13 protein-coding genes are annotated in these 18548 nt (G+C 44.2%); 1 reads left to right on the top strand and 12 read right to left on the bottom strand.

Features of this window, described 5'->3' with window-relative positions:
• Positions 1–80: 80 nt before the first annotated feature.
• From B7725_RS04370 to B7725_RS04340, 7 genes are all read right to left on the bottom strand, one after another.
• Entirely contained in the window at positions 81–1565 is a 1485-nt protein-coding gene (locus B7725_RS04370) for an ABC transporter substrate-binding protein (protein ID WP_084874759.1), read from the bottom strand.
• Positions 1566–1673: 108 nt separating this feature from the next.
• Positions 1674–2597, bottom strand: coding sequence for a carbohydrate ABC transporter permease (locus tag B7725_RS04365; RefSeq protein WP_000818344.1), 924 nt, complete (start codon positions 2595–2597; stop codon positions 1674–1676).
• Positions 2598–2610: 13 nt separating this feature from the next.
• Complete coding sequence (locus tag B7725_RS04360; RefSeq protein ID WP_000714584.1) at positions 2611–3540, bottom strand: ABC transporter permease; 930 nt, start codon at positions 3538–3540, stop codon at positions 2611–2613.
• A 200-nt stretch (positions 3541–3740) separates the two neighbouring features.
• Positions 3741–5621, bottom strand: a complete 1881-nt coding sequence (locus tag B7725_RS04355; RefSeq protein ID WP_084874757.1) for a beta-N-acetylhexosaminidase — start codon at positions 5619–5621, stop codon at positions 3741–3743.
• Positions 5615–6484 (bottom strand): ROK family protein, encoded by an 870-nt coding sequence (locus B7725_RS04350; protein ID WP_084874755.1) that lies wholly within the window; start codon positions 6482–6484, stop codon positions 5615–5617. Before B7725_RS04350 ends, B7725_RS04355 begins: the two co-directional genes overlap by 7 nt.
• Before the next feature lie 99 nt (positions 6485–6583).
• A complete protein-coding gene (locus tag B7725_RS04345) occupies positions 6584–9229 on the bottom strand; it encodes an alpha-mannosidase (protein WP_084874753.1) in 2646 nt (881 codons plus the stop codon).
• Positions 9230–9306: 77 nt separating this feature from the next.
• Entirely contained in the window at positions 9307–10587 is a 1281-nt protein-coding gene (locus B7725_RS04340; protein ID WP_084874751.1) for a glycoside hydrolase family 125 protein, read from the bottom strand.
• A 170-nt stretch (positions 10588–10757) separates the two neighbouring features.
• Between B7725_RS04340 and B7725_RS04335 the strand changes: the two genes are divergently transcribed.
• Positions 10758–12848 carry a GH92 family glycosyl hydrolase gene (locus tag B7725_RS04335; protein WP_084874750.1) on the top strand — a complete coding sequence of 697 codons (2091 nt, stop codon included), beginning with the start codon at positions 10758–10760 and terminating at the stop codon, positions 12846–12848.
• A 36-nt stretch (positions 12849–12884) separates the two neighbouring features.
• On the opposite strand, the gene B7725_RS04330 is transcribed toward B7725_RS04335, so the two are convergent.
• The 5 genes from B7725_RS04330 to adcR form a co-directional block, all read right to left on the bottom strand.
• Positions 12885–14564 (bottom strand): alpha-L-fucosidase, encoded by a 1680-nt coding sequence (locus tag B7725_RS04330; protein WP_162279012.1) that lies wholly within the window; start codon positions 14562–14564, stop codon positions 12885–12887.
• A 514-nt stretch (positions 14565–15078) separates the two neighbouring features.
• On the bottom strand, positions 15079–16584 hold the full coding sequence (gene adcA, locus B7725_RS04325) for a zinc ABC transporter substrate-binding lipoprotein AdcA (RefSeq protein ID WP_084874746.1): 1506 nt from the start codon (positions 16582–16584) through the stop codon (positions 15079–15081).
• A gap of 9 nt (positions 16585–16593) precedes the next feature.
• Positions 16594–17400: a metal ABC transporter permease gene (locus tag B7725_RS04320; protein WP_084874745.1), complete on the bottom strand. Its 807-nt coding sequence runs from the start codon at positions 17398–17400 to the stop codon at positions 16594–16596.
• Positions 17393–18097, bottom strand: a complete 705-nt coding sequence (locus tag B7725_RS04315; protein ID WP_001269483.1) for a metal ABC transporter ATP-binding protein — start codon at positions 18095–18097, stop codon at positions 17393–17395. Before B7725_RS04315 ends, B7725_RS04320 begins: the two co-directional genes overlap by 8 nt.
• Entirely contained in the window at positions 18097–18537 is a 441-nt protein-coding gene (adcR, locus tag B7725_RS04310) for a zinc-dependent transcriptional regulator AdcR (RefSeq protein ID WP_084874743.1), read from the bottom strand. Before adcR ends, B7725_RS04315 begins: the two co-directional genes overlap by 1 nt.
• Positions 18538–18548 lie beyond the last annotated feature (11 nt).

Below are 18548 nucleotides of genomic sequence, written 5' to 3'. Positions count from 1 at the left end.
CACTACCTCCCCTAGAGAACTAGGGAAGGCAGTGATCACATTTTTAGGAATTAGGAATGAATACACGAAATCAATCGTTCTTATGATTTTTTGTTTTTCAAGAATTCGTCGTATTGTTTTTGCATTTCGTTCAATACTTTTTCGTAGGCACCTTCAGATTTCAATTTTTCCATTAATTCTGGGATTGCTTTATCTGGGTCTACAGTACCAGTGTTGATTGCTGTATCGAATTGTTGCATTGTGTTAGAAATTGCTGAGATTTCAGATTTCACATTGTCAGTGTTAAAGATGAATCCAAGTGCTGGAGATTCTTTAGCTTCTGCCAATTGTTTCTTAGAATCTGCAATTTGTTGGTCTGTAACGTTTTCGTTGATGTAAAGAATCCAGTTGTTACCAGTGTTCCATCCACCCATGTGAGTATTTCCTTTGTAGCCATCAAGGACGCGTACACGGTTTTCTTTACCTTCAATTTTTTCCCAGTTCTTGCCTTCTGGACCGTAAACAAGACCGTTCAAGAGTTCTGGGTTCGTGTTCAAGAGGTTCAACACTTCCATTGATTTTTCTTTGTTCTTAGAGTTGTTTGAGATAACAAAGTTGGCAACTTGTGTTGTTTGGTTTTTCTTGATAAAGTTAGTGATTGGTTTGATTTGGATGTCTTTGTTCGCAACACGTGAAAGCAAGCTGTTACCGTAGTCAGCTGGTCCTACTGTTTCTTCACGAACGAACCAAGTATCTTGTTGAAGGTCAAATGAAGTGTCGCTTGTTGCTACGTCTTTTGGAATGTATCCTTCTTCATAGAATTTGTGAAGCGTCTTCAAGTGTTCTTTGAAGCGAGGCACTTCGTAACGGTTTACGATCTTAGTAGTGTCTCCTTCAAGGTCGATAACAAATGGAAGTCCATTTGGTACTGGGTAGTCAAAGTTATCAGATGGAATAAAGTTCTTCGTAACCGCAAATGGTACTACGTCTGGAGCTTTTTCTTTGATTTGTTTCAAGACTGGTTCAAGTGTTTCGTATGAAGTGACACCTGAAATATCGATACCGTATTTAGCAAGAAGAGTTCCGTTGAAGGCAAAGTTTTGAGATGATGCAACGTTAGCTGCAACTGGTACTGCATAGATCTTACCGTTTACAGTGTTCCCTTTGATGTAAGCTGGGTCAAGTGCTTTGTAAAGCTCTGCTCCTTCTTTTTTATACAATTCAGTTAAGTCAGCATAAGCACCTTTTTGAGCATTTACGACATAGTTAGATGCAAATGCGATATCATAGTTTTCACCAGATGATGTGATAACAGACATTTTCTTATCATAGTCACCCCATCCAAGGTATTGGATATCCAATTTAGCACCGACTTTTTCTTCGATGATTTTGTTTGCATTTTCTAGCAATTCATCCAAGTTGTCTGGTTTGTCACCGATTTGGTACATTTTAAGAACAGGTTTTTCACTTGAAGCAGTGTCAGCAGCTTTTTTGTTATTACCTGTAAGGTTTCCACAAGCAGCAAGACCTGCAGCCAAAGCGACTACGCTAGCAGATGCAAAAGCATATTTTTTCCAGTTTTTCATGATAAAAACTCCTTTTTTTATTTTTAAACTTATAAACGATTTAATAATTTGTAACTTCAGTCACTAAGATGAAGTTGGGAAGAGAGAAACGGTATTTCTCAGCAAATGCTATTCTTTCACACCACCGATCGTCAAACCTTTAACAAAGTAGCGTTGGAAGAATGGATATAGAATGGCGATTGGAAGGGTTGCAACGACAACCATAGCCATACGACCTGTTTCTTTTGGAAGAGCAACTCCCAGTTGACCAGATAGACCGACTGCTTTTGCGATGTAGTCCATATTTTGTTGGATTTGCATAAGCAAATATTGCAATGGATACAAGTTGTCACTCTTGATGTAAAGAAGGGCGTTGAACCAGTCGTTCCAGAAACCAAGAGCTGTCAAAAGCGTGATGGTTGCGATACCTGGAAGTGACAATGGCAAACAAATCTGGAAGAAGATCCGAGCTTCGCTGGCACCATCGATACGAGCGGACTCGAGAATGGCTTCTGGAATGGTCTTCTTGAAGAAAGAACGCATCAGGATGATGTTGAATGGTGAAAGAAGCATTGGAACAATCAAGGCCCAAACGGTATCACCAAGTTGAAGCAGGCGAGTTACCACAATATAGCCTGGTACCAAACCAGCATTGAACAACATACTAAGAAGAGCGAAGATTGTAAAGAATCTGCGGTACTTAAAGGTTGTCCGTGAGATGGCGTAGGCATAAGTGGTTGTGATGAAGACATTGGTCACTGTTCCAACTACGGTTACAAAAACTGAGATAAAGAGCGCTTGGAGGATCTTATCTTTAAACTGAGCCAAGAACTGGAATCCATCTACACCAAACTTCGAAGGGAAAAAGCTATATCCATACTGGAGGATGCTCTTTTCGTCTGTCACTGAAATGATGATAACGAAGATAAAGGGCAAGATACAAGAAAGAGCGATCAAACCAGAGATGATACTAAAGAAGATATCTGCTTTCTTACTGAAGGAGTGAATGCCGACATTATCGATTTTTTCTTTTTTAATTTTCTTTTCTGCCATATTCTCCTCCTTTCTAGAACAAAGCGGAGTTTGGATCGACTCGTCTTGCAAGCAAGTTTGATAGGATAACCAGAATCAAACCGACAACGGATTGGTAAAGACCGGCTGCTGAAGCCATACCGATATCTGCTGTCTGAGTCAAACCATTAAAGACATATACGTCCAAAACGTTGGTTACATTGTAAAGCTGACCAGCATTGTGTGGAATTTGATAGAAGAGACCAAAGTCTGCACGGAAGATATTTCCGACTGCAAGGATGGTCAAGACTGTTACAAGCGGAGTCAACTGAGGAATGGTTACGTTGCGAATACGTTGCCACTTGCTCGCCCCGTCCACTGTTGCTGCTTCGTAGTAGGTTGGGTCAATTCCCATGATTGTCGCATAGTACATGACACTGCTATATCCAAAGCCTTTCCAAATACCTAGGAAAAGGAGAAGGTATGGCCAAATGCCTAAGTCAGCGTAGAAGTTGACTTCCTTCATGCCAATGGATGTTAGGAAATGGTTGAAGACCCCTTTGTCAATGTTTAGGAAGGCATCTGTAAAGAAACTGATGATAACCCATGACAGGAAGTAAGGGAACAACATAGACGTTTGGAAAATCTTAACCATTCTTTTAGAGCGGAGCTCGCTGAGGATGATGGCAATCCCTACTGATACAATCAAACCGATAAAGATAAAGCCGAGATTGTAAAGAACGGTATTACGAGTGATGATAAAGGCATCTTTTGAACTGAACAAGAATCTGAAATTATCTAACCCGACCCATTTACTATTCACAATACTATCTATGAAACCATTACTGGTCATATGGTAGTCTTTAAAGGCGACCACATTCCCAAATACTGGAATGTAAAAGAATAGAATCAACCAGAGTGCCCCTGGTAAAACCATCAAGAGAAAGATCCAGTTATCTCTCAAGGTCTTTGAAAACTTTTTCATAATTTCCTCCCTTTTTATTCCTAAAAACTGATTTCATCGAATTTTTAGGTTTGATAACGATTACATTATTAGTATACTCCTATTTGAAGGCTAGGTTAAACTACTAATTATAGAAAAAACTCCACAAATTATTTTTTGTGGAGAAGTTTTTTATAAGAAATAGGTTTCACGAGAAACATTCTGACTCGGAAAAAAGACCTTTAAGTCGTATAAATCGTCGAAGCTGTCGCAATAGTGTGCCACTGGTTGGCTGTTGTGGCTGTAAATCCCTTGTCTGCGTAGAAGTCAGTAAATGGTAAGATTTCCACTTCTAACTCGTCGATGCGGTCAAGCTGACCAGCTAGATAAGCCTCGATGCGACTTTCTGCTCGCTTGATGCGTTGCAAGAGTCCTCCCATACGGATATCAACTGTGTCCAAGCCAAAGACCTTGTTTTCCTTCAACCATTGATGGCTAAAGAGGGCATGGAAATGTTCAATCTCGCTTCTGAGTTTTGGTAATTCTTGTCTGGCGATTTGCTGTAAGCTGACTTTGTCACCGGCTTTATAAGCTTCACGAATGCGTCGTCCCACATCCACTTTACTGCTTAAAATCTGGTTCAACTGGGCCTGAGTTTCAAAGAGGTAGGCATAGTCCCCAGCTTTTTCTTTGATGTCAAAGAGAATCTCAGCTGCCTGAGCAAAGTGCGGTTTGTCCTGTTCAGGTGTCACGTGCCGGTCAAGAATCGGACAGAGAACATCCTGATAAAAGACATAGCGGTTGGGATTGATCCCGCTGAGATTGCCTGGCAAGTCTGGTAAGAGGTTAGCTAGGTCAATCTGCATAAAGTCCTCAACCGATAGACCTGTATTGGTCTTGAAGTGAGCAGACAAACGGTCGAGGTTATTGCGGTAGCTGAGTTCTGCCCAGATTTGCAAGCTGGGTAGGATAGAAAACTGGGCAGTTTCCCCACCATTGTCCCCCCAACCAGTTACGATGACCTCTTTGATCTGATTAGCACGACAGGCTTTATTGGCCTCGATAGCCACTAGACGGCTGAAATGGTTGTGTGGGGTAAAACCAATCCACTTCCAAGCACCACCTGCAAAGGCTATATCTTGGCTAATCTTGTGGTGATTGCGGAAATTACGATTGTACTTTTCTTCGCTATCTTGGTAATAATCCCAGTAAACCAAGGTTACACGATCTTTGAGACGGTCTAGGTAAACACGAGTTTCCTCAGGAATTTCCACATCACGGTCGTACTGGCCATCTGCTGACATGAGTTTGAAGAACATGTCACTCCACATTTGGCAGTGGAAACCATACTTATCGGCAATATCCAGCACGCGCTCCAAGTGTTGACACATGAGGAGACTACGGTCCACAACACCGTTCAAAATGAGGTAGCGCCCCAAACCAACCAAGTGGGCTTCGTCCATCCCAATATTGACCTTGCGTGTCTGCAGTTTAGACAGAGTGGCAAACATGCCATCAATCAGGTCATACACCTTTTCTTCACCGATAAGGAGAATGTCCTCTACATCACGGAGTTCTTGCACTTCTTTGACACCCCATTTGACGAAGGCTGACAAGTGGGCCAAGGTCTGGATGCAAGGCACAAAGGTCATGTCAAACTGCTGGGCATAGGATTCGATTTCCTGCAACTCCTCAGCCGAGTAGGCACCACGGAAATAACCAAAGTAAGGTTGCCCCTCAATCTGATAAGTATCTTCCATGTAGAGCTCAAAGGTTGAATAACCCATGAGAGCCAAGACCTCAATCATCTGTTTGGCAGAAGCCACATTCAGCACCGCATTTCGAGAACAGTCTGCCATGTAGGCCAAATCTTCATAAGCAGCTTGTTCTTCAAGGTCTACCTTATCACCTTCTGCTAGAGCTGTTGCCAACAAGGACAAGGCGCGGTAGAGTTGGTGAGGTTTTCGATAGGTTAGTTGATAGTGTCCACCTTCACCCTTGATAGAGATAGAGGCTTGGTCAGACTGAGCGACAGCTACCTCTACATCTGGCAGAGAAATGTGATTTTTTAATGCTTCAATAGCTTGCGTTTGTTTGGGACTAAGTCCTGTAAATCTTACCATTGGTTTTCCTCCTGTAGCCAGTTGACTAGGGCACCGTAAAGATTGGCATCTGCGTGATAGGTGCAAGCTTGGATAACTGGTGCGACCGTGTATTCTTCGTAGGTCTCGACAAATTTATCGACAGCTTTTTTGACACCTTGGATAAAGTCTGGATTCTGACTGATAGAGCCACCCAGACTAATGATATCTGGGTCGATGAGATACTGAATATTGAGCAAACCTTGAGCCAGATTACGATTCATGCGCTCAATCGCTTCTTGACAAAGAGCATTTCCTGCTGCAGCTTCTTGGTAAATCTTGCGACCATCCCAGTCAGTCTGACCAGATTTTTCAATCACGTAGCGCACCATATTTCCAGTTGACGCTAGTTGCGACCAGTTGTTAAGTTTTTCTGCTGGTGCGATGGTTGTCATGTAGCCAAACTCACCACCTAAGCCGTGGCGACCACGGTGAAGTTTGCCATTGATAATCATGGCTCCGCCGATCCCAGTCCCAATCACGACACAGGCTGCATTTTCAAGCTCTGGGTGAGCTAGCAATTCACTAAGTCCAACACAGTTGGCATCATTTTCTAGATGGACAGGTAGCTGGTGATGAGCAAGAGCCTCATACCAAGAAAAGCCATGGATGTAAGGCACAGCACTGATTCCCTCAATCACACCTGTTTCTTGATTGACCGCGCCTGGAACACTCATAGCAATACCCTTATAATCTTGTTCTGCCAAGCGTTGGTCTAGCCAAGCTAGTAAATCCTCCAAACTTTCTGGCGTTGGAGTACTTGTCTTATCTAGTATTTTTCCATCGGAAGTTAGACTAGCAAATTTTATACCGGTCCCTCCGATATCAATGGTTGCAATAATCATTGTTCTTTACCGTAAAAAGGGGCGAATCAGCAGTTAGCCCTTACTTTTTCGCCCCTCCTTTCTATCTCATAGTATTAGTTATCAAACACTTTAAAACTGTTAAATGTCTTCTTTTTTGATCAATTCTGTACGAATTTCTTGTGGTGCTAAGAGTCCTGAATGAACGGGATATGGTCGCTCAAGTAAGTCAAGAATAGTTTGTTGGTGTTCTGAGATGCGCACATTTTCTTGACTCATATTGTAGTAACGGAGGACATATCCTTCTTCATTTTCCGCCACTTTAAAGGCTGTTGGGCAAACTTGTGGTAAGCTGAGTGCCGCGTGACTCAAGAGGCTACCAGTTGCTGCAACACTTCCTTCTTGTTTAGCGACCTGAAGACTAGTGAATGGTGTTTGGAAGGCTTTGGCACGACGGAAGGCTGAGAAGCGTTCTTGGGCTTGATGGCATTCCAGAGCAAACTCAACTTCAAACTCACGCAAGCACTGAGCCTCTGGTGTTGGGAAGTAACCCCAGTCACCTAGCTCACCTGAGGCACGAAGAATGGTCACTGCAATAGTGTCGTCTCCAAGGATTTCATACTCGTGCAATCCTTTATTTGCCACCGTCACCCCTTTTTCATCATCATACAGACTGACAAAGGCTTGCTGGTGTTGAGGATTTTCAGGATTTTCCCATGAAGCCGCTGGTTTATTTGGTCGTGTCACCACCTCATAAATGCTTTCAGAATCATTGCTTGGACGCGTATTATGAGTCTTAACCAAGAGACGGATACGGTGATCCTTAGCGGTGTTGGTAAAGCGAGTCTTGAAGCGGATTTGAGGATTGTCAACAAAGACAGTCATCTCTGTTTCCAGAGGAAGGGTTGTCAATTCTTCTGAGCGCCCAGCTTCACGCGTCATAAACTCGATGATGCCTCTTTGTTCTGCATCCAGTTTTTCGTCTGCACTTACTGGAATTGTCAATTCATGCTTGAGCAAGATCTTGGCAAAACGAGCTGTATTTTCCAAGACTTCATATCCTTTGAGTTCTGCGTAGATAGGCTCTGTTCCTTTTGGTTGGAAATAAATGTACTCATTTCCAATGTCACCACGGTCTTCAAAGCGAACAACATCCTCATACGCTTCATGAGTTGTCTTGTCATAGACCGTGATGTTTTCATCCACACTAACCGTTACAAATGGCGTATCAATCACTCCATTTTGGTAAATACCATCACGGTGTTCTTGTTCTCCTTCAAGCAATTGGAAGGTTGTCCAAGAGAGAGGTGCTAGATGAACAGGCACTGTCACGCGCACTTGTCGAGCGATACGAGCCTGACGGAACTTGTCTTTTGGCAAATCATACTCAAAATTAGCTCCCAGATCTTCGATTTTCGCTTCTACAGCATGTCCTTCCAAGTCTTCAACACGGTAGCTTGGCAAGGTCAAGGCTGCCATTTTCTTGTAGCCTTCTGTTGGGTGCAATTCCTTGAAATCACAAATCGCCACATCAATCACTGTGCTTACCGTATCAACCTTATCATGTAAGCCTGTGTTAATGACGGTAAAGAGATGGTCGCTTTGGGCTTCATGGGTTGCGATTTTACCCTTCCACTCGTTGAGAAGATTGGTCTTAACGAAGTTCCCAACTTGGTTGACCTTAGCAAAACGTGTTTCCATCTCACGGTGAACCTCGTCTACGCTACAGCCACAGATACTGTCATGTGGCGCATTTTGTAGAAGGACTTTCCAAGCATAGGTCAACTGGTCCTTGTGGTTATGTCCGCCAGTGATGACCGTCAATGGTTCCACTACTTGTTCTAGCAGGTTGCTATTTTCTTGGAAAGCTTGTTTGAGATAAATACGGGATGAAGAAGTGTTAGCCAGTGTATACCAGCCATCTGTTTCCTGACTGGTCAACTCACCTGTAACCGTAGATAGTTGCTCCGGCAGAGCACTTTCTACTGCGTGGATATAGTCATCAAAGGAACTATGCACAAAGGTCACATCTGGGAAGAGTTCATTGGCCACACGAATGGCTTCACTCAGATTTCGCTGTACAGGCTGGTGGTCACATCCGTTCATCATCAACCATTGGTTGGTAGAAGCGTAGTCACGCACGTCTGCCAATTTTTGTTTCCAGAAAGTCAAGGCCTCGTCTTTATCCACTGGAATTTCATTTCCATTACTGTACCAGTTGGCAAAAAGAATACCGAGGACACGACTTCCGTCTGCACCCTGCCAGTACATTTCTGAAAACTGGGAAGTGAACTGCTCATCTTCGAGGACTTGGTTGTCAAATCCAATCGGCTTGACACCACGGCCAAAGGCTGCCACGTGAATGCCTGATTTTTGAAGGATTTGGGGAGCTTGTCCCATATTTCCAAAGGTATCTGGGAAGTAACCAATCTGGGTTGATTTGCCCCATTTTGCACATTCTGCTTGACCAATCAAGGTATTGCGAACATTGGCTTCGCTGGAAATCAAGTAGTCATCCTGCAAGATGTAAAAAGGACCAATTTTGAGTTTGCCTTGGTCAATGTAACCTTGGACTTTGTCGCGATTTTCAGGACGAATTTCCAAGTAGTCATCAAGGACAATGGTTTGTCCATCCAAGTGGAAGCTCTTGAACTCAGAATCATTTTCAAAGAGGTCAAAGAGATTGTCAAATAATTCCACCAACTGCATACGGTGGCTTTCAAAAGGTAAGTACCACTCACGGTCCCAGTGACTATGTGAGATAATATGTACGACAACATTTTCCATGAAGTAAAACCTCATTCTAACTTAAATTTAAAAATATATTTGTGATTCTTTACCAGAATCTGTTGAGCGATAGCTCACTAGCGAATATCCAGGTAATCCAAGACTAACTCACAGAACATCATGTTGGCCCAAGAGAACCATTCACGAGAGTAGAGCGTTGGGTCATCCACGTGGAAGCTTTCGTGCATAACACCTGTTCCACCATCGCAGGCAACCAGCTGATCGAGCAAGAATTTCTTCTCCGCCTTATCTCTTGTTGTCAAACCTTGGATAGAAAGGGCGATTGGCCAGATATAGCGATAGAAGGTATGAGAACTTCCGAGACCGCTAGCGTATTCTCCTTGGTAGAAGTATGGATTTTCAGGGCTCAGAATGGTCCGACGAGTTGCTTGGTAAACCTCATCGTCAATGTCGCAGTAGCCCAGATAAGGCGCAGCCAACAAACTTGGTACGTTTGGGTCATCCATGATGCTAGCATTCCCTAAACCATCCACTTCAAAGGCGTAAATCTTTTCACCCTTGCTGTTAGTGGTGTAAGCGTAGTTTTCGATTCCTTCTTGGATTTCAGCTTGCAGGCGTTTAGCGTCTGCCACGATGTTTTGGCTGTCAGCTAGGTCCAGTGTTGCAAAGATTTCTTGCACATACCCCAAGACAACTACGGCAAACATATTGGATGGAATCAAGTAGCTATACTGACAGCAGTCATCACTCGGACGAAAAGCTGACCAGGTCATACCTGTCACTGCAAAGTCAGGTCCAAATCCATCATTTACCAAGGTGTCTTCCTTGCGGTCTGTATCACGGACAAAACGATAAGGTGAATTGTTGTGGTCTTGTTCCACTGTCCAAAGATGGAGAATTTCCTTGGTTGCTGCGACAAAAGTCTCATCAAACTGACTGGTCTCACCAGTCTCTTTCCAAAGTAGATAAGCCAGTTGCAAAGGATAGCAAAGCGAGTCCACCTCGTACTTGCGTTCCCAGATCCAACCATTAAGGTCCGTGTGGTCAGTCTCGTGGTGGCCCTTCCAGTTCTCCTCAATATTGAAGGAATTGGCATACGGATCCTTGAGCACCAAGGTCATCTGACGCTTGACCAAACCTGAAATGGTCTGGCGCAAGAGAGGATCTCTTTTAGCCACATGAAGGTAGGGTCTGAGTTGGGCTGTCGAATCCCGAAGCCACATGGCAGGAATATCCCCAGTCAATACAAAGGTTGAGCCATCTTCTAGGATCTCGACCGTATTGTCCAAGGTGTCTGTATAGCAACGCTCAAAGACATCCACCCACTCCGGATGGTCCTTAGCCCGCTCTGCTACTTCATCCAGCCATTCTCTAACAATTTCTTTCGAATAAGTCATCGTGCAGTTTCCTCTTTCAAACAAGTTTCATGTTCAGTATATAGTTTTTGAGACAGAAAATACATACACAAATGATAGTCATTTTTCTACAAAATTGCTTACTTTCGAACCCCATATCTAAAGGTCTCATTTTTCTGATATAATGTAGAAAAACAGCTAAAGGAAAGACTATGAAACCACTACTTGAAACCATCGATACCCGCTTTGGGACTGCTAGCAAGCATGCCTTTTCTCGAGGAAATACCCTGCCCTACACAGGCGTCCCTTTCGGGATGAATTATTTTGTGCCCCAGACCAGTGATCAGGAGGAAGCTTGGCTTTTCGATCCGCATCTACCTATTTTTCAGGGGATTAGATTAACCCACCAGCCCAGTCCTTGGATTGGCGACTACTCTTGGCTCCTTCTGACACCTGTCACAGGCCATCTGGGTGGAAACAGCCTCTTTCACCGTCAATCCTCCTATGATAGGGATAAGGCCTCTTTCCAACCTCATTATCTGAAGATTTTCTCCCTGCGCTATCAGATTGAAAGCCAACTGACACCGACTTGCTATGGCGCTTCTATTCGTTTGGAGCAAAAGCAAGGCAAAGCCCTCTCCCTCTATCTTCACGCAGCAGATGAACTGACAGGAGAACAAATAGATAAGCGGACTCTTGCCCTGCGTCAAGAGGGAAAAACAGAGACCAACAAAAATCCGCTGATACTGTTTACTGCTTTACAAATGAATACGGATATTCTTGCTGTCAGCCAAGAAAGTGGAGACTGGCGAATTGACCTGACAGATAGTCATGCTGAAATCCAGCTAGCAACTTCTTTCATCTCTCCTTCTCAAGCTCTGCTTAATCTACCTCAAACGGACTTTGATAGCTGTAAAGCAAATGCGAAAGCGGACTGGAAAAACCTCCTCCATCGTTTTGATATTATGGAGACAGGAGAAGCTGACCGAACCTTCTTTGATCACTGCCTTTACAGACTCTTTCTCTTCCCGCAGACTTTTTATGAGGTTGATGAATCAGGGCAAGCCATCCATATGGACCTGGCTACTGGTACTGTCAAGCCCGGCGTCCTCTTTAGCAACAATGGTTTCTGGGATACCTTTCGCACCACCTTCCCCCTCTTTGCTCTTATCATACCAGAACACTATCACCGCTTTTTAGAAGGTTTCCTCAATAGCTACCGCGATACTGGATTCCTTCCAAAATGGCTGGCTCCAGACGAACGTGGTATGATGCCTGGTACTCTGCTAGATGGCATTATCGTAGATAGCGCCTGCAAGGATATGGCTCCCGACTTGGAAGAAGAACTCCTCCAAGCCATGCTGGAGACGGCCACCAAGTCTGATCCTCTTGGCATCAACGGTCGCCACGGACTAGCCCAATACCGAGAACTGGGTTATCTCTCTACCGACCACTACGAAAGCGTCAGCCACACCCTTGACTATGATGCCTATAGCGACTTTTGTATCGCCAACTGTGCCGAAAAGCTTGGTCAAAATGACATCGCGGAAACTTATAGAACTTCGTCACAAAATTACCGCCATCTATTTGACGCTGAAACAGGCTACATGCGAGCGCGAGACAGTCAAGGAAACTTCCGACCAGACTTCTCTCCTTATAGTTGGGGACGTGACTACGCCGAATGCTCTGCCATTCAAGCGACTTTAGGCGTCCTCCACGACATCCCTGGCTTAATCCAACTGATGGGTGGAAAAGAAACCTTTAGTCACTACCTTTTGAAAGCCTGTCAGGATGCTCCTCTCTTTGAAACGACTGGCTATGGTTATGAGATTCACGAGATGAGCGAGATGGCTACTGCTCCCTTTGGACAAGTCGCCATTTCCAACCAACCTAGTTTCCACATCCCTTATCTCTTCCGCTACAGTGACTACCCTGACTACACTGCTCTTCTCATCAAGTCGATACGTCAGAAAGCCTTTCACCCAAGTTGGCAAGCCTATCCTGGCGATGAGGACAACGGTAGTCTCTCTGCTTGGTACATCTGGTCGGCTCTTGGATTCTACCCGACCTGTCCAGGCAAACCCAGCTACGACCTCGGAATCCCTCTCTTTGACCATCTGCGTGTCTACCTAGCTAAGGAAAATAAATGGCTAGATATCCATGCTGAGCAAAACTACAGCCATTTTAACTTTGTCAAAGAGTGTCGATTAGACAAGACCTCTGTATCTAGCATCCAACACCAAGACCTCTTGAAAGCTGAGCAACTGATCTTCACCCTCAGCTGGCTACCAAATCACTATTAACCAAAAGAACCTTTGCATCGCGCAAAGGTTCTTTTTTTATGAAACTTGGACCTGAAGCTGGTCAACAAGCTGACCACCCACCGTTAGGTTCAGATAGAAATCCAAGGTTTTATCTCCTGTATAATACAAGGTTGGAAGCGTCAATCTTTTTTCAGTCTCGCCAACTTGAAACTCAATAGCTTGAATCACATCCTGATAAGCGACACCATGCACACCCGTCCCTGGTTGAATCGAAATCTTAGCTTCCAAAGGACCACTACATTCTCTGCGCTTGACTGTAAAATAGGCATTTTCTCCCTTGGTCACAGCTAGACTTTTTTCTGAAAACTCTAGCTGCTGAACAGCTTCTTTTTTTGACAAGCTAGGTGTTTTATAAAGTGAAATCATAGTTAATACTGGCAAATCCTGTGCCTCTGTAATGGTCACACGTATCTTCTGCGCCTCAACGACCGATCCTCGCAAAAGGCGTTTATAGCCCACTGTAAATCCTGATCCAAACTCCTGCCAGATACCATCCAACTCTACCTGAACATGGAAAGCAACGATGCGTTGTCCTAGCTTCAAATCTTCCCTCAGCTCGATCACATCAAAAGTTTTAGGTGACTCTAAATCGAGCTCTAACTGAATTGGCAGTTCTACATCACTAGCCCAAGAACTGGTCTCTAGTCCATCTGTCAGGTGGCAACAAGCAAAGTCTGCTGATAGAGCAGGACCAGATACCTTGGCTCCCAAAGCCAAATCTTCTTTATAGAGCTCGTCACGGTAGGCTCTAAATTCATACAGTCGCTGGATATCCCGTTCATCAAAGAGACCATCTTGGTTTGGTGGGATATTGAGCAAGAGAGGGGTTCCCCGCCCTACCGAGTGAAAATAAATCTCGACCAACTCCTCGAGAGACTTGGGATCCTGATCCTCATGGTAAAACCAACCCGGCCGAAGGGAAACATCTGCCTCGCCGATTGAAAACAGCGTTCCTGAGGGATCACCGTGCTGTAGATAATCTAATGCAGCCTCTGTCCCCAACTGGTCGGGCTTGACTTTTTGCCACAAGGGATCCCCTGCATAGCCCCGTTCATTACCAATCCAGCGAATACTAGTTCCCTCTGTTGAGAATATCAAGCAATCCCCTTGTAGGTCATGAATAGTCTCAAACCAAGTCTCAAACTCATAGTTGACCTGCTGGGTCCCCTCCCCTCGAGCACCATCCATCCAAACCTCGGCAAATTTCCCAGCATTCCCATAGTTAGGATTTGATAAGATTTCCTTCAACTGAGCCAGATAATAGGCATTGTAGTCCGCTTCTCGGTCCACATGATAGAGGGGACTGTGAGCATCCCAAGGAGACAAATACACTCCCATGTCCATGTCAAACTCAGTCGCAGCTTTGGAAACCTCAAGGAGCAAGTCCCCCTTTCCACCCCTCCAAGGGCTAGCCTTGACCGAATAGTCTGTATAAGCTGTCGGGTAGAGGACAAAACCATCGTGGTGCTTAACCACCAAAATCAGTTTTTTAAAACCTGTTTCTTTGAGCACTCGAACCCATTCACGCGCATCCAACTTGTTCGGGTTAAAACGCTTAGGATTCTCTTGCCCACTTCCCCATTCTTGGTCATAAAAGCTATTGGGGCCAAAATGGATAAAGGCAGCTAGTTCATCCTCTAAATAATCCAGCTGGGCCTGACTTGGTAATGGCCTATGTGGTTTTATGTTCGTCATCATCTCATATCTCTTTCTCTTGTTCACAAAGTTATCCACAACTTGTGGATAAGAAAACATGCCTAAAAACTAGTTTTTTTCAGTCTCTAGCTCACCTGTCACCTTAAACATACCTTTGTCAAATAGCTCTGTACTAGGTTTTCTACTAGCTTTCCAGAAAGTCACTAATATACGGAACTATTATCAGGATACTTCAACACCCTGAGTTATATGTCATTTTCCCCTAGACTTATCCACAGACTGTGAATAAACTATTGTTCCGGACTGCTCTCTCCTTGACTATAACAAAAAGCGATAGCAGCGTCAATATGACTAGGATTCCTTCCTAAATCCCCTGAAAAGATTCTATAATTTGTACAATCGTAGCTTTTGTATTTGCCAGCTAGTGAGAATCAACCAGTAGAAAATGACTGCTTTGTCACATTGTGAACAGCACAACTGTGGTACTATAATACCTAACAACCTAATCATTTCTACCAAAAAATCCCGCAGATTTGCGGGATCTTCTCTTGCATCAATGCGCCAACATTTCTTGGGCGATTTCTTGTCCAGATAGGTTATTTGGGTAATAGGTTGGCCAGTTATCCATCTCTTCAAAGAGGGCTTCTTGGCTAGTACCTCCAAAGAAGATATGGAAATGTTCTGCCTTGACTGGGGCGATATTGTGGTCACTAAACTGAACATACTTGAACTGTCCAGCGTCCGCATCTGTCGCTTCAAAGAGGAAGCGCACGCCACGATTGCCTTTCTTATATGTCAAGATTTTCTTGCCGACATACTTGTAAGTGAATTTCTTGCTTTGGCCACCTTGAACAAATTCCATAGTATTATCCGTAATGTTGATTTTAGTCACATCTGTCTGATAACCTTTTTGATAGTAGGCCTTATACTCATCTTTGGTCATCTTGCCAGTCAACTTAGCCTTGTAGTCAAAGACTTGATCAAAAGTTCCATCCTCAAGGAAAGGATAGACCGACTGCCAGTTGCCGACATAGTCACTCAAGGTACGATCTTTGACATCTGCATCCTCAAAGTAACCATTGTGAACTGTCTTGGTATTTTCTTCCTTTTCTGGCTCAATTTCTGGTCCTTCTTGGTCCGTTGTTTGTTTCAAAGCCTTGAGGTTTTTCTCCATGATAGAGATGTAATTTTCTCCCGCCTTGGTGTCCTCTTCTGTCAGACTTTCTAAAGGATTGAGGACATCTGTTTTGACACCTGCCTCTTTTGAAAGTGTATTGGCTAGGGCTTGTGAGGCATTTTCTTCAAAGTAAATATAGGCGATTTTATTTTTCTTGACGTACTCTGTCAATTCTGCCAAACGTGCTGCTGATGGCTCAGCATCTGGTGAGAGACCTGAGATGGATACTTGCTTGAGACCATAATCCAAGGCAAGGTAGTTAAAGGCAGCGTGCTGGGTCACAAAGCTCTTTTGTTTGGCTTGAGACAAACCATCTGTGTAGGCCTTATCTAAGGCTTGCAATTTTTCGATATAGGCAGCAGCATTCTTCTCAAAGGTTTCTTTTTTATCAGGATAATCTGCTGACAAGCTGTCACGGATATGCTCTACTAGTTTAATGGCACGGACTGGTGATAACCAAACATGGGGATCGAACTCATGGTGATGGCCTTCTTCTCCATGGTCATGGTCTCCCTCTTCTTCATCGCCACCTGGCAAGAGCAACATATCGCCTGTCGCCTTGATGGTTTTCACCTTTTTCTTATCCAAGGATTCTAGCAATTTAGGAACCCAAGTTTCCATATTTTCATTTTCATAGACAAAGGTATCTGCGTCTTGGATTTTAGCAACTGCCTTGGCAGACGGTTCATACTCATGGGGTTCTGTACCAGCACCGATGAGGAGTTCTACATTAGCGGTATCTCCTGCGACTTGCTTGGTAAATTCGTAGACAGGATAAAAGGTTGTCACGATATTTAGCTTCCCATCTGCCTGCTTTTGATTGGAACAAGCCACTAAAAACAGAGCACATAGACTAGCCAGTAGTAAGCTAATTTTTTTCATTTCATTCTCCTATTTGATAAAGCGTTTCAGTAGACTGACTAACAAAAAGACAGCTACAAAGATAATGGTGATACTAGCGCTGGCAGGTGTTTCCGCATAGTAGGAAATATAGAGACCTGCCACCATTCCCAAAAAGCCAATAGCACTGGCAAGCAGCATAACCGATTTAAAGTTTTTCCCCAAACGAAGGGCAATGCTAGCCGGCAAGACCATAATAGTCGACACCAAAAGGGCTCCTGCCGCTGGTATCATAAGGGCAATGGCCACCCCTGTCACCATGTTAAAAAGGATAGACATGGTTCGCACTGGAAGTCCATCTACAAAAGCCGTGTCCTCATCAAAAGTCAGGATGTACATTGGTCGCAAAAATAAGAAAGTCAAGAGTAAAACAACCACAGCAATGGCAAAGAGGAAAATCACCTGCTCCTGGCTAATGGTCACAATCGAACCAAAGAGATATTGGTCCAAACTCATGGAACTCGAACTTTTCCCCTTACTCATCACAATAAGGGAGACTGCAAGCCCTGTTGACATGAGGATGGCAGTCCCGATTTCCATAAAGTTCTTATAGACTGTACGGAGATACTCCAGAAAGACAGCAGCGATCAAGACAATAGCAATGGTTGAAATAGTTGGAGAAATCCCCAAAACCAGACCAAAGGCTACCCCTGATAGAGAAACGTGACTGAGGGTATCACTCATGAGACTCTGACGACGTAAGATAAGGAAGGTCCCAAGAACTGGAGAAAAGAGACTCATGGCAATGACCGCCAAGAAGGCTCGCTGCATGAAGTCATAGGATAACAAACTAAGCATGTTCCACCTCCTGGTCGCTTTCGTGAACGTTAAAACAACGCCACGGCGAGTCTTGGTTACGGACTAGGTGAATATTGCGATCCGCGTAGTCCTTGACCTCCTCAGGGTCATGGGTAATCATCAAAACAGCCTTGCCATGATGGTGGGCACTGTGGTGCATGAGTTCGTAAAATTCATTTTTGCTTCCCGCATCCATCCCTGTTGTCGGCTCATCCAGGACAAAAATATCTGGGTCAGAAGCAAACATCCGAGCAATCACTGCTCGTTGCTTTTGCCCTCCCGAGAGGGAACCAATTCGTTTGTCACGGTGTTCCCACATACCAACCGAGTCTAGACTGGCCTTGATATGTTCCTCATCATGAGCATTCAAGCGACGGAACCAGCCCTTTCGCGGATAGCGACCCGACTTGACAAATTCATAAACCGTACTTGGAAAGCCAGCATTAAAACTAGCAATCTGCTGGGGAAGATAAGCTATCCTTAGCTTTTTTCCATGAGTATTTGTCTTTGAAATGGTTACCTTGCCAAATCTTGGTTGCAAGATGCCTAGACTCGCCTTGATAAGCGTCGTCTTGGCAGCTCCATTTTCACCAGTCAGGGTGACAAACTCCCCACTATCAACACTGTAGTTGATGTGCTCGAGGACAGGTTCCTTGTCATAATAGAAAGACAAGTCCTCTACTGTAATATACCGCATTATTTGATTTCTCCTACTAAAGCAGTTAAAAACCGCTGGATAACTTCTTGTTCGTTTGGAGTAAACTGACTTGCCACTTGTTCATAGGCTAAGAGCGTGTGCTCATGATGATGGTGGTGTTCTGCCGCCACTGGTCGAGCTAGCTCTGTCAGTTGATAAAAGATCACACGCGCATCCTTTGGATCTCTGGATGTCTCTAACACGCCCTCTTTGACCAAAGACTTGATAGCCTTGGTCACTGCCGCCTGACTGACATTGAGGCGACGGGCCAACTCCGAGTTGGTTAGGGATTCTTCTGATAAGAGCATGAGGATGTGTTCCTGAGTATTGGTCAAGGCAACGTCACTTGTGCAATGCCCAATCAGAATTTCATGCTGGTTCTCAGATCTCAAAATCACCTCGTTTAAAAAGTTATCGATTTCCTGTGCAAGCTGTCTCATGTGTTACTCCT

This window comes from Streptococcus oralis subsp. tigurinus, from assembly GCF_002096275.1.
GTDB lineage: Bacteria > Bacillota > Bacilli > Lactobacillales > Streptococcaceae > Streptococcus > Streptococcus oralis_CN.
Note: the sequence above shows the minus strand (reverse complement) of the source record. Positions and strands in the feature narration are given on the sequence as shown.